The following is a 20,947-nucleotide window of genomic DNA, read 5'->3' on the forward strand; positions in this document are numbered from 1 at the left end:
GGGGAATATCGGCGAAGTTATTGCTGCGATGGCGTCGGATCGTCGCCTTTCAGCTTGCGTTTCACTTCGATAAATTCATCACCTTTATCGTTTTTCAGGTGCACTTCCAGCTGGTTGAAGGCGATATCGATATCGTTTTCACGACACAGCTTGTCGATGGTTCGGTTGAGTTCATCCACGGTATAGCTCCGATCGCGCAGCTCACGCACGTACAGACGCAGCTCGTGATCCAGCGTGCTGGCGCCAAAAGCAGTGAAAAACACGGCCGGTTCCGGGTCGTGCATCACCTTCGGATGCTCCATCGCCGCCTGCAACAGCACTTTTTTCACCTTTTCCAGATCCGATCCGTAGGCCACGCCGATACGAATAACCAGACGTGTGATGGTGTCGGACAGCGACCAGTTGATCAGCCGCTCGGTGACAAACGCTTTGTTCGGAATGATCACTTCTTTGCGATCAAAATCAGTGATTGTCGTCGCGCGAATACGGATTTTATTCACCGTACCGGAGAAGCTGCCGATGGTGACCGTATCGCCAATGCGTACCGGGCGTTCAAACAAAATGATAAGACCCGAGACAAAGTTACCGAAAATTTCCTGCAGACCAAAGCCCAGACCTACCGACAGCGCGGCGGCCAGCCATTGCAACTTATCCCAGGAGACCCCAAGCGAGCCGAAAATCAGCAGCGCCCCCACCGCTATAATGATGTAATTCAGGATAGTGGTGACGGCATAAGAAGTGCCCTGGCGCATATTGAGCCGGGAAAGGATCAGCACTTCAAGCAGGCCGGGTAAGTTGCGAATCAGCGCCCAGGCCACCAAAAAGGCCAGCAGCGCAAACAGCAAACTGCCCAGCGTCACGTTTTTGACCACCGCCGCACCGGCTTCGGTACCGTTGTAGTGCCACAGGGTGATGCTGTCGAGATAGGCAAAAACCGTTATCAAATCAGACCAGATAGCCCAGAACATCACGCCAAACAGCGACACCATAACCAGCATGGTGATACGCAGCGTTTGCTGGTTTACCTGCTCCAGCGCAATGGCCGGTTCTTCCTGGGGTTCCGCGCCTTCTGCACCTTCCTTCACCATATTCTGCCGACGCGCCAGCGCGCGGCGATAGGCAATCCGGCGCGCGGCAACGCTTAACCCGCGCAGTACCGTCTGATACAGCAAGTTCCAGATAATGACCAGATAGACCGTTTCTATCCAGCGCCCGGCAAGGCGCAGCGTGGTATAGAAGTAACCGGTCGCCGTCAGCACCATCAGCGCTATCGGGACAATCGCCAGCACGGTAAGCGTCACAAGACGAATACCGTGCGACTCTTTATCGCGCCAGCTTTCGCGAAACATCGGCCACACCAGCACGGTAATGAGCATCAGGTTCAGGAATATAACCAACTGACCAAGCGCATCATCCATCAGATGCAGCGGAGAAAGCTCGGCCACCACCGACCAGAAGTGCAGCGGCAGTAGCGCAAGGCTGATGCGCACAATTTGCCGACGCCAGTGGCTGGTCAGTTGCTCCGGCATATTGAAGTGGTTAACCGCCACGCCGTCTTTTTCCAGCACTTTCCAGCAAAGCCCGAACACCAGCCAGAACAGCGCCAGTTTTTTACTGAATGACCACAGCAGCTCGCTAATATTAAGCTGCATGGTCAGCAGGATAAGACCGACGGCCAGGATAACCAGACACACTGGCAGGGCGCGGATAAGATCGATAAGGATCGCTTTTGGCGTATGCAGCTGGCTGTCATTACGCAACTGCCCTACTTGCGCGGCCAGTCTCGCCTGATAGCTTTTCAGCCAACCCAGACGCCAGTGGATCAGCCCGGCAATCAGCAACAGCGGCAGGCCAGCCAGGAAGGCGATCGCCACCGCTGGCCACGCTTTTTCCCAGTTGACGGTGATCTTCATGTCCTTGATTTCATCACGCAGCGCCTGCGGGAAAGACTTGAACCACTCCCAGTCCATGGGTTTGTTGCTGTTCACCCAGAAGATTTGCTGTGTGAGGATCTGTTGCAGGTTTTTTGACACGCTCATCAACTGCTGCTGATTAACCTGCAAGTTGATAGCCATCATCAGCTGATTACCCAGCTGTTTATTTAACTGATCGAGCAGCTCCCGGCGCATATCAACGACCTGCATTAACGCGTCGTGAACTTCGTCATTGACTTCGCTCTCGTGCCCCTGCTCCAGTTTGTCGACATATGTATCGCTCTGGAACAGCGCATCGCGCTGCTGGTTGATTTCAAACTGCTCAAGGCGCAGATCCGCGATGCGGTTGGTCATGTCTTTGAGTTCATCAGCCGAGGGCAGCGTCTGCTGTTGCTGATATAAAATACGCGACAGCAGCAGGCTGCCTTTGAGCACCGAGATCTGTTCTTTTATATTGCGCTCGGATTGCAGCGCGCGATCGAGCCAGTTTTTGACGCGGATGTTTTGCTGCACCAGCGAGTTACCGCTCTCGGTCGCGGCGATCAGCTGCTGGCTTAGCTGGTGGTTAATATCCAGCTCTTGTTTGACCAGCGGGTTATCCTGGATACGCGCCGTCTCATCCGGCGACACCGCCTCCTGAGCCGTTTTTTCAGTCAGCGTCAGGCGCTTGCTGTTCACCGCCTCCTGCAAAAGCTGTAGCTGGTGCTCAAGGCGGTTGCTATTCGCCGTCACATAGTCACGCTGTTTTTGCAGCGTATCTTGCAAGGTGGTATTGCCTTCAAGGCTTTTGCGCAACTGCTCTATCTGCGCATTGAGCAAAGTCTGCTGCGTCATCAGCAAAGTCTGCTGCGACGGGCGTAGCGCGCCCTCTCCGGCGGCGGTACCGTTGAGGCGGTTGCGGATCTCCTGCAACTGCTGGGACGCCGTATACATCGCGCTCTGCACACGTTCAGGCTGTGTCTGTAATGACACCAGCTGGCTGTTATAGTTGGATAAATCGTTCTGCGCGGCTTGCAAATCTTCAAGCGTCTGCGAGACGCGGGATTCAAGCTGGCGCAGCGAGAGCGAGGCCAACGTTTTGCGGGTTTCCTCGTCATTGTCTTTATCGCTGAGCGCACTCAGACCGTCAGTCGCCTTGCGCATTTGCTCCGGTGCCTGGGCGACTTTCTGCTTCAGCAGGGCCGTTTCCTGCTTCACGCGGTCAATTTTGTCCAGCGTTTCCAGGGTTTCGGTCAAATCCTGAATGACCAGCTTATCCTGCGCGGAGTGCGACTTTTGCTTATTAAGGGCATCAAGCTGGCTTTGCACTTCTGTGCGCGAAGGTAAGTCACTGGCTGTCTGGGCCCAGGCGATATTACTCACCAGGCTTGCAAAGAATAGAAACAGCGCGGCGGTCAACGCGGCGAAGCTGTTTCTCGGGTGGATAGCGTGCTGCATCATATTAGCTGTCGGTTTCTGTACGAAAAGCGGCCGGAATTGCCGCGCGCAAGAATATCACGCTGCCGCGTCAGGCAACAACAAAGGGTTGACTTGCAGAATATTCCTGGTGCGTCAGGCGCTGAGCGGCTCTGTTTTTTCGCGAAGCGTCGGGCAAAGCTTGCACATCTCCAGTAAAATCTCGACGTAATCGCGCGCTTCTTTTTTTAAGTCAAAGGATTGCGGCGCAAACAGCCAGTTTTCCATCACGCCGGAAATATAGGCACGCATCAGCACCGCCACGCGACGGGTCAGTAAATTCGCCGGAAGCTGGTTGGCTGCGATACATTCAGCAAGCGTATTTTCGATACGATCGTAACTTTCAAGGCATAAATTGCGCTGCGCCTCTTGTACCACGGCGATTTCCCCGACAAACTCGCATTTGTGGTAAATGATTTCCATCATCAGGCGCCTGCGCTCTTCAACAACTGTTGCTTCAAGAACATAAACCAGTATTTCTCTTAAAACAGACAGTGGATCGCCAGGGAATTTTGCCCGATACTCAATCTCTAAATCGCCGATACTGGATTCTGATAGCAGCCAAATTTCACTGAACAAGTCCGACTTGTTTTTGAAGTGCCAATAAATCGCGCCGCGCGTTACGCCCGCAGCCTGCGCAATCTCCGCCAGCGAAGTGGAAGAAACTCCCTGCAGGGAAAAGAGACGCATGGCGACATCAAGAATGTGCTGTCGCGTCTCAAGCGCCTGCTGTTTGGTTTTTCGTGCCATATGTTCGTGAATTTACAGGAGTCAGATTTACATACATTTGTGAATGTTTGTACCATAGCACGACGATAATATAAACGCAGCAATGGGTTTTTCAGCTTTTGATCCATTGATCAATTTGAAATCGGACACTTTGAGGTTTACATATGAACAAAAACAGGGGGTTTACGCCTCTGGCGGTCGTTCTGATGCTTTCGGGCAGCTTAGCGCTAACAGGATGTGATGATAAACCTGCGCAGCAGGGAGCGGGGCAGATGCCGGAAGTGGGTGTCGTAACGCTTAAATCTGAACCTCTACAAATCACCACCGAATTACCGGGCCGAACCAGTGCTTATCGCATTGCAGAAGTCCGCCCACAGGTCAGCGGCATTATTCTTAAGCGCAACTTTGTGGAAGGGAGTGATGTGGAAGCAGGTGTCTCGCTTTATCAGATTGATCCTGCAACCTATCAGGCAGCATACGACAGCGCCAAAGGCGACCTGGCAAAAGCGCAGGCCGCTGCCAATATCGCCCAGATGACCCTGAGCCGTTATAAGAAACTGTTGGGCACCAAGTACATCAGCCAACAGGATTACGATACCGCGCAAGCCGATGCCCAGCAGGCAAACGCTGCTGTGGTTGCGGCAAAAGCGGCCGTTGAAAGCGCACGCATCAACCTGGCTTATACCAAAGTCACCTCCCCTATCAGCGGTCGTACCGGAACCTCTACGGTGACGGAAGGCGCGCTGGTGCAAAGCGGGCAAACGACTGCACTCACCACCGTGCAGCAGCTTGACCCGATTTATGTCGACGTCACCCAGTCCAGCAACGACTTTTTGCGCCTTAAACAAGAGCTGGCGAACGGGACGCTGAAACAGGAAAACGGGAAGGCGAAAGTGGAGCTGGTGACCAACGACGGCATCAAGTATTCACAGCCGGGTACGCTTGAGTTTTCTGGCGTCACCGTTGACCAGAGCACCGGTTCTATTACCCTGCGTGCGGTGTTCCCGAACCCTGATCACACCCTGTTGCCGGGGATGTTCGTGCGCGCCAAACTGGAAGAAGGTGTGAATCCAAACGCCATCCTGGTGCCGCAACAGGGCGTAACCCGTAACCCGCGCGGCGAAGCGACAGCGATGGTCGTCGGCGAAGGTGACAAAGTTGAGGTGCGCAATATTACTGCCGCCCAGGCAATTGGTGACAAATGGCTGGTGACTGACGGCCTGAAATCTGGCGATCGTGTGATTATCACGGGCTTACAAAAAATTAAACCGGGGGCGCAGGTTAAAGTTCAGGAAGTTACGTCTGACAAGAAAGAGCAGGCCCAGGCCGGCGGGCAGTCAGAACAACCGAAGTCTTAACTTAAACAGGAGCCGTTAAGACATGGCTAAGTTTTTTATCGATCGCCCCATTTTTGCGTGGGTTATCGCGATTATCATCATGCTGGCGGGGTTGCTATCGATCCTGAAATTGCCGGTAGCGCAATATCCAACGATTGCGCCGCCAGCAGTTCAGATCTCAGCCTCCTACCCGGGTGCTGATGCGCAAACGGTGCAGGACACCGTGACACAGGTTATCGAACAGAATATGAACGGTATCGATGGCCTGCTGTATATGTCCTCCACCAGTGATTCCTCCGGTACCGTTCAAATAACGATTACCTTTGACTCCGGCACGGACCCGGATATCGCACAGGTTCAGGTGCAGAACAAGCTGCAGCTGGCAATGCCGCTGCTGCCGCAAGAAGTGCAGCAACAAGGTGTGAGCGTTGAGAAGTCATCCAGTAGCTTCCTGATGGTTCTCGGTATGATCAATACCGACGGTTCCATGACGCAGGATGATATTGCTGACTACGTTGGCGCAACGGTGAAAGATCCGGTCAGCCGTACGCCGGGTGTGGGTGACGTTCAGCTATTCGGTGCGCAGTATGCAATGCGTATCTGGATGGACCCGAACAAACTCAACAATTTCAGCCTGACGCCGGTCGATGTTATCACCGCCATCAAAGCGCAGAACGCGCAGGTCGCAGCAGGTCAGCTGGGCGGTACGCCGCCGGTGAAAGGTCAGCAGCTGAACGCCTCTATCATCGCGCAGACCCGTCTGACCTCCGCTGAAGAGTTCGCTAAAATCTTGCTGAAAGTGAACAGCGATGGTTCGCGCGTGCTGCTGCGTGACGTGGCGAAAGTCGAGCTTGGCGGTGAAAACTATGATGTTATCGCCCGCTACAATGGCCAGCCGGCATCCGGTCTGGGTATCAAACTGGCGACCGGTGCTAACGCGCTGGACACCGCAGAAGCGGTGCGCGCCACCATTGAGAAGCTCAAACCTTACTTCCCGCGTGGTCTGGAAGTGGTTTACCCGTACGACACCACACCGTTCGTGCAAATCTCCATTAACGAAGTGGTGAAAACACTGGTCGAAGCTATCGTGCTGGTGTTCCTGGTCATGTACCTGTTCATGCAGAACTTCCGCGCAACGTTGATTCCAACTATTGCGGTGCCGGTGGTGCTGTTAGGTACGTTTGCCGTACTCGCCGTGTTTGGCTACTCCATAAACACCCTCACCATGTTCGGTATGGTGCTGGCGATAGGCCTGTTGGTGGATGACGCCATCGTGGTGGTGGAGAACGTCGAACGTGTAATGATGGAAGAGGGCCTGCCGCCAAAAGAGGCGACGCGGCGCTCAATGGAGCAGATCCAGGGCGCGCTGGTAGGTATTGCCATGGTGCTGTCGGCCGTATTTATCCCGATGGCGTTCTTTGGCGGCTCTACCGGCGCTATCTATCGCCAGTTCTCCGTCACCATCGTTTCGGCAATGGTGCTGTCGGTACTGGTGGCGATGATCCTGACGCCAGCGCTGTGCGCGACCATGCTCAAACCGATTGCCAAAGGCGATCACGGCGAGAACAAAAAAGGCTTCTTCGGCTGGTTTAACCGTACGTTTGAAAAGAGCACGCATCACTATACCGACAGCGTAGGCAATATCTTGCGCAGTACCGGTCGCTATCTGCTGCTCTATATCGTTATCGTCGCCGGGATGGCGCTCCTGTTCGTGCGTCTGCCAAGCTCCTTCCTGCCGGAAGAAGACCAGGGCGTGTTGTTATCTATGGCCCAGTTGCCTGCCGGTGCGACACAAGAGCGCACGCAGAAAGTGCTGGATCAGATGACCCACTACTTCCTGGAAGATGAGAAGCAGAACGTTAACTCCGTGTTTACCGTTAACGGGTTTGGCTTCTCTGGTCGTGGTCAGAACGTCGGCCTTGCGTTTATTTCCCTGAAAAACTGGGATGAACGGCCTGGTGAAGAGAACAAAGTTCCGGCAATTGCAGCGCGTGCTAATGGCTATTTCTCGAAAATCAACGATGCGATGGTCTTTGCCTTTAACCTGCCAGCGATTGTTGAACTGGGTACCGCAACCGGTTTTGACTTTGAGCTTATCGATCAGGCCAACCTGGGGCATGAGCAGTTAACCCAGGCGCGTAACCAGTTGCTGGGTATGGTGGCGCAGCACCCTGACCTGCTGGTCGGCGTGCGTCCTAACGGTATGGAAGATACGCCGCAGTTCAAAATCGACATCGATCAGGAAAAAGCACAGGCGCTGGGAGTATCGATTAGCGATATCAATACCACGCTGGGCGCTGCCTGGGGCGGTAGCTACGTAAACGACTTTATCGACCGCGGTCGTGTGAAGAAAGTGTACGTGATGTCCGAGGCGAAATACCGCATGCTGCCAAGCGATCTGGGTGACTGGTATGTGCGTGCCAGCGACGGGCAGATGGTGCCGTTCTCGGCCTTCTCGACCTCTCGCTGGGAGTACGGTTCGCCGCGTCTGGAGCGTTACAACGGTCTGCCGGCGATGGAAATCCAGGGTGAAGCCGCACCGGGTAAGAGTACCGGTGAAGCGATGGCGATGATGGAAGAGCTGGCCAGCAAGCTGCCTACGGGTATCGGCTACGACTGGACGGGTATGTCCTATCAGGAACGCCTCTCCGGCAACCAGGCCCCTGCCCTGTACGCCATTTCACTGATAGTGGTGTTCCTGTGTCTGGCCGCGCTGTATGAGAGCTGGTCGATTCCGTTCTCGGTTATGCTGGTCGTACCGCTCGGGGTTGTCGGCGCGCTGCTTGCCGCAACGTTCCGTGGCCTGAATAACGACGTGTACTTCCAGGTGGGCCTGCTGACAACCATTGGCTTGTCGGCGAAGAACGCGATACTTATCGTGGAATTCGCCAAAGACCTGATGGATAAAGAAGGGAAAGGCCTGGTGGAAGCGACGCTGGATGCTGTCCGTATGCGTCTGCGCCCGATTCTGATGACCTCGCTGGCATTTATCCTCGGCGTGCTGCCGTTAGTGGTAAGTACTGGCGCTGGCTCTGGTGCGCAGAACGCTGTAGGTACCGGTGTAATGGGCGGTATGGTCACGGCAACTATTCTGGCTATCTTCTTTGTTCCGGTGTTCTTTGTGGTGGTACGCCGCCGCTTTAGTCGCCGTAATGAAGATATTGAACATAGCCACAAGGTTGAGCATCACTGATACTTGTGTATCTAATTTAGAAAAGGCCGCGTTTAGCGGCCTTTTTCTTTTCAACTCATCCGATTTCTTTTACGCTCATCGGAGCATTAAAAGAGGTTATTGTTTGTTTCCTTATTTTATGCAGCATATATATGGCATATAATTGTTGTGTATTTGGGGTGCCTCTTTGCCGGGCGGGAAATATTCTCAATAACCTGGTACAATCTGTTTAAGTAAGAATAGTCCTGGGGTAAAAATATTCCCGCAACAGGAATAATCTCTAAAGCGCTAACTTAATGAATCGTAAGGACGAGCAAGTTCCCGTGCTCATAAATCAAGCAATTTATGAGGTTTATCCGGGCGCGTAATTCTTCCTGCTGCGATAGCAATAATCAATAATTGTAATTTTTCGTAATAGCGCCATGAAATCCCTTTAAGACTGGATTATAGTTAAATCAACGTACTAAGACAGATGACTGGTCAGAGCAGAAGTACCCATCCCGAAACAGTGTTCGGTTAGTAAAAAAAAGCCACTCAGATAGGGGATGTGTTATGGACGAATACTCGCCAAAAAGGCATGATATCGCACAGCTCAAATTTCTGTGCGAAACTTTGTATCATGATTGTCTCGTTAATCTTGAAGAAAGCCATCACGGCTGGGTTAACGATCCTACGTCATCAATCAATTTGCAGTTAAATGAGCTGATAGAACATATTGCAACCTTCGCACTTAATTATAAAATTAAGTACAATGAAGATAATAAACTGATTGAGCAGATAGACGAATACCTTGATGATACGTTTATGCTCTTCAGTAGTTACGGCATAAATACACACGACTTGCAGAAGTGGCGCAAAACAGGCAACAAACTGTTCCGCAGCTTCGTCAATGTGAGCAAGGCTAATCCCGTTAGTCACTCTTGTTAATATTTCAACACTAAGGTGAAAGCATGTCTGAAAAACCATTAACCAAAATTGATTATTTGATGCGTTTACGACGCTGTCAGTCACTCGATACGTTAGAACGCGTAATCGAAAAAAATAAATACGAACTTTCCGACGATGAACTCGCGGTGTTTTATTCAGCAGCCGACCATCGACTGGCGGAACTGACAATGAATAAGCTGTACGACAAAATCCCTTCTTCTGTGTGGAAATTTGTCCGCTAATTTTTTAATGATAGTTATGGTTTTTCTTTGGAATAATGCAGCGTTCAGCCTTTTTGGCAGGCAGGCCCGATTTCGATGAGCGAAGAAAAACAAAAAATGATTGCCGGTTTACCTTATCAGCCAGCAGATAAAACGTTACGGTCGGATCGTTTACGCGCCCGACAGCTTCTTCATCGTTACAACCATTCCAGCCCGGAAGGAAAAGCCGAACGCACTGCAATTCTTGCTGAACTCCTGGCGCAAAGCGAAGGCGCATATATTGAGCCGAGCTTTCGCTGCGACTACGGATACAATATTTTTCTCGGGAAGGCGTTTTACGCGAATTTTGATTGCGTAATGCTGGATGTCTGCCCTATCCATATCGGTGATAATTGCATGCTGGCGCCCGGCGTCCATATCTATACAGCAACACACCCGATCGATGCTGCCGAGCGAATTAGCGGCGTCGAATACGGAAAGCCTGTCACTGTCGGGCATAATGTCTGGATTGGCGGGAGAGCTGTTATCAACCCGGGCGTAACGATTGGCGACAACGCGGTCATTGCTTCCGGCGCGGTCGTCGTGAAAAATGTTCCGGCGAATGTTGTCGTTGGCGGTAATCCCGCGCGAATAATCAAACACCTCACCTCGGAACAGTAACTGTTATCATTTTTTGTGCCAGAACTGTTACTTTTTTCACACATAGTGGCAACTTAAAATAGATGCCACACCTGTAAAACCGTATCAGTTAAGGCGCAAGATGACAGAGATACAGCGGCTGCTCACCGAAACGATTGAAGAAATCAATCAGCGTGAAAAACGGGACAACCGTCCACGCTTCAGCATCAGTTTTATTCGTAATCATCCGGGGTTGTTTGTCGGCATGTATCTGGCATGGCTGGCGACGCTTGCGGTCATGCTGCAATCTGAAACCCTGGCAGGCTCCGTCTGGTTGCTGGTGGTGCTTTTCGTCATTCTCAACGCATTCTTCTTTTTCGATGTTTACCCGCGCTACCGCTACGATGATATCGACGTGCTCGATTTCCGCGTCTGTTATAACGGAGAGTGGTACAACACCCGTTTTGTCCCGGCAGGGCTTATTGAAGCCATTATGCGCTCGCCTGCGGTAGAGGCAGAGCAAAAATCCCAGCTGCAGAAAATGGTCGAGCGCAAAGGCGAGCTCTCTTTCTACGATGTCTTTACCCTGACCCGGCCTCAGACAATGCAATCTGTCAGCTAGCCGCCGTTTTGCCGCCGGAGGCATCACCCCGGCGGCGAGCATTCAGGTTAGCGTTTTTTCTTCTTACCCTGCACCGCTTTAAACCGCGGATTCGACTTACAGATCACGTATAACCGCCCCTTTCGCTTCACTATCTGGCAGTCAGGATGGCGCTGCTTAGCGCTACGCAACGAATTCAACACCTGCATAAATCACTCCTTCTTATCGCTGAAAAAGCTGCCATAACGCTGGCGGAAGCGCGCCGCGCTGCCTTCGTTAGACAAGACTTTCTGCTTACCGGTGTAGTACGGGTGCGAAGCAGAAGATACATCAATGGTGACATACGGGTAAGTCACGCCCTCAAGTTCAATCTCGCGATCGGTCTTAATGGTGGAGCCGACCTTGAAATATTCGTTGGCGCTGGTGTCGTGGAAAACCACGGTTCGGTAATGGGGATGGATATCAGCTTTCATAACGCACTCTTTGTTTTGTTATAACATAACAAAAGTCTACCGAAGCTATCGCTTTTTTTCAAGCGCTCAGCGTTAAGCGATTTTCTGGTAAGCCGTTAGAAAGTACGGTGCGCCGCCTGACGCACCAGGAGAAAGGCTATTGCTGCGAGGTCTTGCCCACCAGCAAGGTGGTAAGAATAAACGAGAGAACGAGCGCCATCAGCACGCCGGACACTGCAAAGAGAAAGTACGGCCCGATATAAGCGGGCAGGCTGAAGATACTGGATAAAATATAGCCATACAGACGCACGCCAAAGAAAGCAATAAATGCAGAGGCCAGTGAGCTGGCAATCGTGGCAGCGATAAACGCTTTTTTGTAACGCGTCAGTACGCCAAATAGCGCAGGCTCCGTGATCCCCAGCAGCGCAGAGATAGCCGCCGAAAGTGTGACCGTTTTATCCTGACGGCTTTTGCTGATGCGCCAGATAGCAAAGGTCGCCCCGGCGATCGCCATATTGGCCATAAACATCATCGGCATCAGCATATCAAAACCACGCTCGCTAAAGTTTTGCAGCGCTATCGGCGTCATCGCATGGTGCATGCCGGTAAGAATAGCGACCGGGCGAATAGCCCCGACAATTAACCCGGCAAAACTGGCGGAAACGCCAAACAATCCTTCAATAAACCATGCCAGCGCTTTCCCAAGGTAAATACCTGTCGGGCCAATCACCACCAGCGCAGCCAGCGCGCCAATAAACAGCGTCAGCGTTGGCGTGAACACAGTCTTCAGAACCTCCGGCATAATGCTGTCCACCCAGCGATGGATATAGCTGAGTGCCAGCACGGAAAAAATCACCGGAATGACGCTTGCCGAGTAATTGAACACCGACACCGGAATGGCGCCAAGCAGCCAGAACGCGCTGGCCGCGCCCTCCTGATGCGCCGCCAGCGCTTTCGCCGCGTCAATCAGCGTGGGATACATCAGGCAGGCGGCGACGGCCGCCGCAAGGTATTCATTCGTCCGGAATATTTTTGCCGCCGACACGGCGAGAAAGAACGGCAGAAAGTAAAACACCCCGCTGGCAATCAAGTCGATAATCATCACCGTATCACTTTTTGCCGACACCACTTTCAGGGCAATCAGCCCGGCCAGCAACCCTTTTATCATCCCGGCACCGGCAATCGCAGGCACTATAGGGCCAAACACGCCGGAAACCGTGTCCATAAACATTGATACCAGGCTTTTACGCGCTTTGCTCTGCCCGCGCGTGGTCTCCGGCGTTTTCCCAGGCATGGCGAGCAGTTGTTCGTACCAACTATTGACCTGCGGCCCAATAACAATCTGAAACTGATCGTTTTGTAACTGCGTTCCCAGCACGCCGGGTAATTTTTTTATTTCGCTCTGACGAATTTTATCATCATCAATAAGATCGAAACGTAAGCGCGTCATACAGTGCCAGACGTTATTAATATTATCCCGCCCACCCACCAGGTGGATAATATTGCTGATAACTTCTTGCGTCCCCATAAAAACTCCTGCCGGATGTGTTGTCGTTTTAATCATTACCGACGATGGTAGATAAAGACAAAACATAAAACAAACCAATAAATTATGCGCACCATCACATTTCGCTACACATAAGCAAAACAAAACATCACAAATAGCAAATTGGTACGGTTTTTAATTAAAAACAATCAAAATACCTGACCAAAAAAATATTCACAAAAAAGGTTTACCTGGCAGCAAAATTAAGGCGAAGATATTCGTTATTCCTCGCTTATTTCACGCTGTAAAGGAGTTCCCGTGACGCCGACGCTTATCCAGAATATCGACTGTTTTATTACCCGCCCGGACAGGCATAACCTGGTTGTGGTGCGGGTTACGACTAATAAAGGCGTTACGGGGCACGGCTGCGCCACCTTTCAGCAGCGCCCGCTGGCAGTCAAAACCCTGGTCGATGACTACCTCAAACCGCTGCTTATCGGGCGTGATGCCAACCATATCGAAGACCTGTGGCAAATGATGAACGTTAACGCCTACTGGCGTAACGGCCCGGTGATGAATAACGCGATTTCCGGGGTGGATATGGCGCTATGGGATATCAAAGGCCAGCTTGCCGGAATGCCGCTTTATCAATTGCTGGGCGGGAAATCCCGCGATGCGATAGCCGCCTATAGCCATGCCAGCGGCGAAACCCTGGATGCGCTGTTTACCGCGGTCGATAAGCTGCTGGCGCAGGGCTATCGCCACGTGCGTTGCCAGCTCGGTTTTTACGGCGGCACGCCGGGGGAGTTGCACTCGCCAGAAAGCCCGACGGCCGGGGCCTATTTCGATCAACACGCTTATATGAGTAATACCGTGGCGATGTTTAAAGCCCTGCGGGAGAAATATGGCTTTGGGCTGCATATTCTGCACGATGTGCATGAGCGCTTGTTTGCGCAGCAGGCGGTGCAGCTTGCGAAACAGCTGGAACCTTATCAGCCCTGGTTTCTGGAGGATATTTTGCCACCTGCGCAAAGCGAGTGGCTGGATCAGGTGCGGCAGCACAGCAGCGTGCCGCTGGCGATGGGCGAGCTGTTTAATAACCCGGCTGAATGGCACGATCTGATAGTCAAACGTCGCATCGATTTTATCCGCTGCCATATTTCACAAATCGGCGGCATCACTCCGGCGTTAAAACTGGCGGTGCTGTGCCAGGCCTTTGGTGTGCGCCTGGCGTGGCACGGCCCTGGCGATATGACACCCATTGGCGTGGCGGTGAATACGCATTTAAATATTCATCTGCACAATGCTGCAATCCAGGAGTATATTCCGCGCTCCGCCAGTACCGACGCCGTCTTTCCCGGCGCGCCGGTGGTGAATAACGGCTACCTCTACGCGGGCGAAACGACAGGGATCGGCGTGCAGTTTGATGAGGAAAAAGCCCGCCAGTTTCCCGGCATCTATCGGGCGCATGAGTGGACACAAAGCCGCCTGCAGGACGGCACGCTGCACACGCCGTAATTAACCGCCGCCCTGGCGGAAAGCCAGGTTGTCGCGGTTATGAGGAATGACATAAGTGCAGGAATAATTGATATCAATAATATCGCTCACCTCGTACACCTGCCCGCCGTCGAGAATACCGCGATTGCTGATATGCATCGCCGGGCTGCCTCTTTTGCAGCCCAGCAGCGCCGCCTGCTCACGGCTCACGCTCACCGCCCGGTAAGTGGTCAGCAGGTGGGAAATACGGTATCCCTTGCTGAGCACATATTGCTGGATGGAGCTTTCAATCACGCCCTGATTCAGATCGGCAAAACCGTCCACCGGCATACGCGAAACCTCTATCTGCACCGGTTGCTCATCCACAAAACGCAGGCGGCAAAACTGCCAGATAAAACCCTCTTCGCTCAGGCCAAAGATCTGCTGCTCGTCGCGATCCGGGCGCTTTTTATGCAGGCTTATCATACGAAAGCGGATCTGATCGAAGCGCTTTTCCGTGATGGAGTTGTAAACCAGCGGATTATTGCGCGCCTGTTCATTAATCCAGATACCGGAACCCTGCACAATGCGCACCACGCCGATGCGGGCGAGTTTTTCTACCGCCTGGCGCACGGTAAAGCGCGACACGCCATACTCCTGCGCCAGCTGTCTTTCAGGAGGAAGTTTACGCGGTTGCTGCGCGTCGAATTGATAAATTTTGCTTAGCAAATCCTGAGTTACAAACTCTTTTTTCTTCATTAGTCCATTCCTGAAAGAAAACAATCACTGCCGCGTGTTATAACATCAGCGGATTAAAGATACGCTACGATTATCAGTATCAAAGAGGGATTTTTGTTGATGACGAACCGAAGACTGGTGAGCCTTGTTACTGGCGTACTGGTACTCGCTATTTTTCTGCCGGTAGGACTCAGCATCTGGTTTACCCACCGGCAGGCTGAAGAAACATTTATGCAAGCGCTGTACACCTACTCGGATCTGGTGGGAATGCGCACGCAGCGTGTCATAAACCAAAGCAAGGGCGCGCTGCGCCAGCTGGAGCGCTGGAACGGCGTAACCTGCTCTTCCCCGCATCTGTTAGCGATGCGCCGCATTTCATACTCCTGGCGCTATGTGCGCGAGGTTATCGCCATAGAGGGCCTGACGCCGCGATGCTCTTCGCTGGAGAGCATCAGCCACGCGCCTGCTTTCCCTCACAGCGAAAAAAAACTGAACGACGGCTTCCGCGTCTGGCTAACGAAAAATAACGATCTGGGTTTGTCGCGTTATATGTTTGCTATCGGCAGCGAACGCCATGTGGTGATGACCGATCCGATGTCGCTCATTGATGTCCTCTCCTTTGGTGCCTGGCCGGTAAACGTAGCGCTGATAGACACCCAATCGCAGCAGGTTATTGCGGGCACGGCGACGCTGAATGCCCACGACGCCGCGCGGGTGTTAGACAGCACTCAGCCGCTGATACTGGCAAACAATATGGCCTGGGTCATTAAGCGCAATGCACAACTGGGCCTGACGATGGTCACCTGGGCCTCTCTTGCGCCGCTGGAAAAGGACTGGTACCGGCTACTGGCTATCTGGTTACCGCTGGGGCTGCTGATAAGCGTGGTGTTTGCGTTTATCTTGCTGCGGCTATTAAGGCGGCTGCAATCGCCGCGCTATCAGCTACAGGACGCGATTCGTAATCGTGAAATCAGCCTCGCTTACCAGCCTATCGTTGCGCTCAGCAGTGGGCGTATGGTGGGAGCCGAAGCGCTGGCCCGCTGGCAACAGCCAGGCGGTGATTACCTGCCACCAGATATTTTTATCCCCCTCGCGGTGCGCAGCGGCCTGATGCCGCAACTGACGAAACTTATTATCAAGACTGTGTTTGCGGATATGGGCGCCTGGCTGCAACTGCATCCGCAGCAGCATATCTCCATAAACCTTGAGCCGTGCGATTTGCATAATCCGCAGCTACCCGCCCTGCTGGCAGAGCAGGTTGCGCACTGGCAGCTAAAGCCCTCGCAAATTGCGCTCGAGCTGACCGAGCGCGGTTTTGCCGACCCGGGAACCAGCGGCCCGGTCATCGCGACGCTGCGCGCGGCAGGCTACGCTATCTACATTGATGATTTTGGTACCGGCTATTCCAGTCTGAGTTACCTGCAACACCTTGATGTCGACATCATCAAAATCGATAAATCCTTTGTCGATGCGCTGGAGTATAAAACCGTCACGCCGCATATCATCGAGATGGCAAAAGCGCTGCGCCTGGCGATGGTTGCCGAGGGCATCGAAACCGAAGGCCAGTTGCAATGGCTGACCCATTACGGCGTGGAGTACGGCCAGGGTTGGCTTTACAGCAAAGCGCTCCCGCAGCAGGAATTTATCCAGTGGGCAGAAAATAACCTGCATTCGCCCTGAGTTTGCTACTGTTAAAAGTGGCTTACACACGGAGGAAGCAATATGAAAAAACGACCCTGGCCGTTACACGATGTGCGGCACTGGCTGGAGCCAGGCCCGGTGGTACTGCTAAGCAGCCGCTGGCAAGAGCAGGACAATATTATGACGCTCGGCTGGCACACTATTCTTGAATTTTCCCCTTCGCTGGTGGGCTGCATGATTTCCGCCGGTAACGCCAGTTTCGCGCGTATCCGCCAAAGCGGTGAATGTGTGATTAATCTGCCGGAAGCCACGCTTATCGATACGGTGTCACGGATTGGCAACTGCACTGGCGACGAGGTGAATAAGTTTAGCGAGTTCGCGCTGACGAAAGAGAAAAGCGAAAAGGTCAGCGCGCCGTCCATCAAGGAGTGCTTTGGTCAGTTCGAGTGCCGCCTGTTTGATGATGCGATGGTGGATAAGTACAACTTTTTTATTTTTGAAGTGGTTGCCGCGCGGGTCACCCCTCAGCCGACATGGCCGCAAACCCTGCACTATGTCGGCGAAGGCGTGTTCCGTACGGATGGCGAAGTGATGGAGCGCAAAGGGCTGTTCACCAAAGTCTCCTGAACCGGGGTCTATTCGTCCAGAATAGGCGCAAATCCACCGAAGATTAAACGCTGACCATCAAAAGGCATCGTATCGCCCATCTCACGCATCCGCGGGTCGTCCATCACTTTTTGATTGACGGCGTCGCGGACTTCTTTGGACGGATACTCTATCCAGCTAAACACAACTTCTTCGTTGTCCTGCGCTTTTACCGCCATGCGAAAGTCGGTCACTTTCCCCTCGGCAACATCATCAGCCCAGCACTCCACAACCCGCGTGGCGCCAAACTCCTTCAGCAAGACTGCGGCTTTGGCTGCCATCTGGCGATATGCCTCCTTTTTCTCTGCCGGCACCGCGGCGACAAATCCATCAACATACTTCATGAGTTAACCTCCGAAGCGATTGCGCGGCAGGAGAAGCCCGCCGCATCAAGCCCGGTAAGTTTAGCTCTGCCGCCAGCAAAACGCGTAACGCAGCCCCTCATTACTGAACACAAACTCTGGCGACACGCTCGGACTCCAGGAGTCGTCGCCGCCGACACCCATATGAAAGGCATCCACATGCAACCAGCATCCCTCCTCGTCCTGTAGCAGATGGTGGTGTGTGGTCTCCTGTAGCTGCCGATCGCTGTAGCGTCCGAGGGAGAAATGGAACGCCCCGTCCAGCCGATGAGCGCCATAGCGCAGCGAGCAGGTATCACAACGCAAGCCGTTTTCGCACGGGAAAATATACGGCGTATGCAGCGCGCTCAGCGGCAACGTCCACAAGCCCTGGCGCGCCGCCAGTTTGCGATCGGGGTAGTTTTCATACGGCCCCAGCCCTTGCCAGCTCACCGTTTCGTGCAACTCTGCCAGCTGGCACACCAGACCAATACGCGCCGGAGGCGGAACGTCAGTCGCGACCTGCACGTCAACTTCGCCATGCAACACACCCTCGCCGTCGATGCGCCAGCGTTTATGGCTAAGAAAGGCCGTTTTCCCCGCGCCCTGCCAGGCATGCCCGGTAGAGACCACGATACCGCTGGCCTGCTCCTCTACCTCGCAGTAGAGCAACCGCGCGCTCAAATCATACATGCCTGCGGCCTTCCAGCGCTCAACCCAGGCGTTGGGATCGATACGCGTCACTTCGCTGATACCGATATCGTTATCCAGCGGCGCGCGGGTGAAACAGTCGGTTAGCGGAGTCAGAAGCGTGGGCTTCTCGTCGCGCCACCATTGCAGCAGATTGCCGCTACGGCGGCAGAACTGCCAGCGCTGCTGCCTGTTGCTAATGGTAAAATGCTGCTCGCTGACTAATAGCTGCGGGCCTGCGCCTGGTGCCGGGCGCGGGGCGATAGCGAGCGGAGCAGGTAAGCGCCACTGATCCCAGGCGCAGTGATGATTCGCCGCTGACCAGGCCGTTGGCGCACGCTGGTACACATCCACATTCAGCCACACCTCACCGGGCGCTGCGTCAAGCACCGGCAGCGTCAGCGCAATGCGTTGCTTACCCTGCGGGGCAATCGCCAGCGTCACCTCGCCCTGCGCCAGCACCTCACCGTCGCGCACGACTTGCCAGCGCAGGTATTCATTGTCCGTTGCGCGAAACAGATATTCGCTCTGCACCTCAATCACCAGCGGTTCGGTACTGTGCAGGCTAAACTGGAAAAATTGCTGCGCGCGCTGCGCTTCATAGAGCGCCGGGTGCGGGGTTCGGTCGGGGAAAACCAGCCCGTTCATACAAAACTGCCGGTCATTTGGCATGTCGCCAAAATCACCGCCGTACGCCCAGAACACGTGCCCGTCGTCCCCTTTTTTGCTCAGCGCCTGGTCAACCCAGTCCCAGACAAAACCGCCCTGCAAGCGCGGCATCGCGCGAAACGCCTGCCAGTATTTTGCAAAACCGCCAAAGCTGTTGCCCATCGCATGGGCGTACTCACACAAAATCAGCGGGCGTATTTCATCCGGCAGGCCGACCCATTTTTTAATCGCCCATTTCGGCACGGCGGCAAAAGGCTGATCCTCATCGACGCGGGCGTACATCGGGCAGACAATATCCGTTGCCGCCGTGTTTGCCCCGCCGCCTTCATATTGCACCGGGCGCGTGGGATCGCTACTTTTCACCCAGCGATAAAGCGCGTCGTGGTTAGCGCCGTGGCCGGACTCGTTGCCCAGCGACCAGATGATTATCGACGGATGATTGCGATCACGCTGCACCATCCGGGTGACGCGCTCGCTCATGGCGGGCAGCCAGCGCGGATCGTCCGCCAGGCGGCTCATCGGCTCCATGCCATGCGTTTCAATATTGGCTTCGTCAACCACATACAAACCATATCTGTCGCACAAGCGATACCACAGCGGGTGGTTAGGATAATGCGAGCAGCGCACCGCATTAAAATTGTGCTGTTTCAGCAGCTCAATATCCCGGCGCATGGTCGCCTCATCAATAGCCTGGCCGGTATCCGGGTGATGCTCGTGGCGATTGACCCCACGGATCAGCAAAGGCTGGCCGTTCAGTTTCAGTAAACCGTTGCTGATTTCCACCTTGCGAAACCCTACGTCACAGGCTTCCACTTCAAGTACGCGCCCCTGTTCGTCAAGCAATGCAAGCGTCAGGCGGTACAGGTTCGGCGTCTCGGCGCTCCACAGTAAAGGTGCGGTAACCGGTAGCGTCAGGTGCAGGCGCTCCGCCCACGTGCCGCGTTCATCCACGATGTCGCTGCCGGGAATTTGCTGCGCGTCGGCCACTTTCTCTGCGACAGACCATAAACTAGCGGCGACGCGGCAGGCGGCGAAGTCCCCCGCAAGCTGCACATCAATATGTAGCTGCGCATGGGTAAACTCAGCGTTGAGGCGCGTTTCGACATGGAAATCCTCAATGCGCGTCGGCGGTTTATGCAGCAGGGAGACGTCGCGGAATATCCCGCTCATGCGCCACATATCCTGGTCTTCCAGATAGCTGCCGTCGCACCAGCGCAGCACCATCACCGCCAGCCGGTTTTCTCCGGCTTGCAATACCGCGCTGAGATCAAACTCAGCCGATAAGCGGCTATCCTGCGAGTAGCCTACCCACTGCCCGTTACACCAGAGATGAAAGGCGGAATTGACGCCATCAAAAATGATGCGCGTTTGCCCCCCGGCCAGCGCAGCGGCGCTCACCTCGAATGTGAGCGAGTAACAACCTGTAGGGTTTTCTTGTGGAACAAACGGTGGATTGACCGGGATAGGGTACGTGACGTTGGTGTAGATGGGGGTATCAAACCCCTGCATCTGCCAGTTAGAAGGCACCGGCATTGCCACCGCGTCCGCGCAATCTTTATGCAGCCAGCTTTGCGGTACCGCCTCAGGAGACGGGAAGAAGCTAAAGCGCCACTCGCCATTGAGCAGGCGGCGCGCAGCTGAACCATGGTCCTGGCGTGCCGCGTTTTCATCGCGCCAGCTATGGAGCGGAACATGGGCCGCTAAACGATGCCAGTGGGTGACGACCGGGTTTTCCCAGTCGCGGCGGGCAAGCAGAGTATTCAGGGCGGAAGCGGTCATATCACCTCGTTTGCGAAGCGCTCACAATTTTCCCTA

Annotated in this window: 16 protein-coding genes and 1 pseudogene; 9 read left to right on the forward strand and 8 right to left on the reverse strand. The window is 53.9% G+C overall.

Annotated elements, in window-relative coordinates:
• Positions 1-17 precede the first annotated feature (17 nt).
• Together mscK and acrR are read right to left on the reverse strand one after the other, a co-directional pair.
• Complete coding sequence (gene mscK / locus ACTU3N_RS01115; protein ID WP_443084313.1) at positions 18-3,374, reverse strand: mechanosensitive channel MscK; 3,357 nt, start codon at positions 3,372-3,374, stop codon at positions 18-20.
• A gap of 111 nt (positions 3,375-3,485) precedes the next feature.
• Positions 3,486-4,139, reverse strand: a complete 654-nt coding sequence (acrR, locus tag ACTU3N_RS01120) for a multidrug efflux transporter transcriptional repressor AcrR (protein ID WP_443084314.1) — start codon at positions 4,137-4,139, stop codon at positions 3,486-3,488.
• A 143-nt stretch (positions 4,140-4,282) separates the two neighbouring features.
• Here acrR and acrA point away from each other — a divergent pair, with 143 nt between their 5' ends.
• From acrA to ACTU3N_RS01150, 6 genes are all read left to right on the forward strand, one after another.
• Positions 4,283-5,476: a multidrug efflux RND transporter periplasmic adaptor subunit AcrA gene (acrA, locus tag ACTU3N_RS01125; RefSeq protein WP_443084315.1), complete on the forward strand. Its 1,194-nt coding sequence runs from the start codon at positions 4,283-4,285 to the stop codon at positions 5,474-5,476.
• Positions 5,477-5,498: 22 nt separating this feature from the next.
• Positions 5,499-8,648 (forward strand): multidrug efflux RND transporter permease subunit AcrB, encoded by a 3,150-nt coding sequence (gene acrB, locus ACTU3N_RS01130; protein WP_443084316.1) that lies wholly within the window; start codon positions 5,499-5,501, stop codon positions 8,646-8,648.
• A gap of 531 nt (positions 8,649-9,179) precedes the next feature.
• Entirely contained in the window at positions 9,180-9,554 is a 375-nt protein-coding gene (gene tomB / locus ACTU3N_RS01135) for an Hha toxicity modulator TomB (protein WP_443084317.1), read from the forward strand.
• A gap of 23 nt (positions 9,555-9,577) precedes the next feature.
• On the forward strand, positions 9,578-9,796 hold the full coding sequence (locus tag ACTU3N_RS01140; RefSeq protein ID WP_443084318.1) for an HHA domain-containing protein: 219 nt from the start codon (positions 9,578-9,580) through the stop codon (positions 9,794-9,796).
• A gap of 75 nt (positions 9,797-9,871) precedes the next feature.
• Positions 9,872-10,435, forward strand: coding sequence for a maltose O-acetyltransferase (gene maa, locus ACTU3N_RS01145; RefSeq protein WP_443084319.1), 564 nt, complete (start codon positions 9,872-9,874; stop codon positions 10,433-10,435).
• A 100-nt stretch (positions 10,436-10,535) separates the two neighbouring features.
• The gene (locus tag ACTU3N_RS01150; RefSeq protein ID WP_443084320.1) at positions 10,536-11,015 is read left to right on the forward strand and encodes a YlaC family protein; all 480 of its coding nucleotides are present in this window, start codon (positions 10,536-10,538) and stop codon (positions 11,013-11,015) included.
• Between the two features lie 47 nt (positions 11,016-11,062).
• Here ACTU3N_RS01150 and ykgO read toward each other — a convergent pair whose 3' ends face one another.
• The 3 genes and pseudogenes from ykgO to ACTU3N_RS01165 all read right to left on the reverse strand — a co-directional run.
• Entirely contained in the window at positions 11,063-11,203 is a 141-nt protein-coding gene (ykgO, locus tag ACTU3N_RS01155) for a type B 50S ribosomal protein L36 (protein ID WP_088236752.1), read from the reverse strand.
• A gap of 3 nt (positions 11,204-11,206) precedes the next feature.
• Positions 11,207-11,467, reverse strand: coding sequence for a type B 50S ribosomal protein L31 (locus tag ACTU3N_RS01160; RefSeq protein ID WP_443084321.1), 261 nt, complete (start codon positions 11,465-11,467; stop codon positions 11,207-11,209).
• A 157-nt stretch (positions 11,468-11,624) separates the two neighbouring features.
• A pseudogene (locus ACTU3N_RS01165) lies at positions 11,625-12,974 on the reverse strand (PTS transporter subunit EIIC); the annotation flags it as partial.
• 276 nt (positions 12,975-13,250) lie between these two features.
• Here ACTU3N_RS01165 and ACTU3N_RS01170 point away from each other — a divergent pair.
• Positions 13,251-14,450 (forward strand): enolase C-terminal domain-like protein, encoded by a 1,200-nt coding sequence (locus ACTU3N_RS01170; RefSeq protein WP_443084322.1) that lies wholly within the window; start codon positions 13,251-13,253, stop codon positions 14,448-14,450.
• Here the strand turns inward: ACTU3N_RS01170 and ACTU3N_RS01175 are convergent, their stop codons facing one another.
• Entirely contained in the window at positions 14,451-15,167 is a 717-nt protein-coding gene (locus ACTU3N_RS01175) for a GntR family transcriptional regulator (protein ID WP_443084323.1), read from the reverse strand.
• Between the two features lie 99 nt (positions 15,168-15,266).
• On the opposite strand from ACTU3N_RS01175, the gene ACTU3N_RS01180 reads away from it, so the two are divergent.
• Both ACTU3N_RS01180 and ACTU3N_RS01185 read left to right on the forward strand, forming a co-directional pair.
• Positions 15,267-16,826, forward strand: a complete 1,560-nt coding sequence (locus ACTU3N_RS01180) for an EAL domain-containing protein (RefSeq protein ID WP_443084324.1) — start codon at positions 15,267-15,269, stop codon at positions 16,824-16,826.
• 42 nt (positions 16,827-16,868) lie between these two features.
• Positions 16,869-17,414 (forward strand): flavin reductase family protein, encoded by a 546-nt coding sequence (locus ACTU3N_RS01185; protein WP_443084325.1) that lies wholly within the window; start codon positions 16,869-16,871, stop codon positions 17,412-17,414.
• A gap of 8 nt (positions 17,415-17,422) precedes the next feature.
• Here the strand turns inward: ACTU3N_RS01185 and ACTU3N_RS01190 are convergent, their stop codons facing one another.
• Together ACTU3N_RS01190 and ACTU3N_RS01195 are read right to left on the reverse strand one after the other, a co-directional pair.
• Positions 17,423-17,776 carry a DUF1428 domain-containing protein gene (locus ACTU3N_RS01190; protein ID WP_443084326.1) on the reverse strand — a complete coding sequence of 118 codons (354 nt, stop codon included), beginning with the start codon at positions 17,774-17,776 and terminating at the stop codon, positions 17,423-17,425.
• 60 nt (positions 17,777-17,836) lie between these two features.
• Positions 17,837-20,911: a beta-galactosidase gene (locus ACTU3N_RS01195; RefSeq protein ID WP_443084327.1), complete on the reverse strand. Its 3,075-nt coding sequence runs from the start codon at positions 20,909-20,911 to the stop codon at positions 17,837-17,839.
• Between the last annotated feature and the right edge of the window lie 36 nt (positions 20,912-20,947).

Origin of the sequence: Vagococcus sp. WN89Y (assembly GCF_052220145.1) — a bacterium.
Taxonomy (GTDB): Bacteria; Pseudomonadota; Gammaproteobacteria; order Enterobacterales; family Enterobacteriaceae; genus Kosakonia.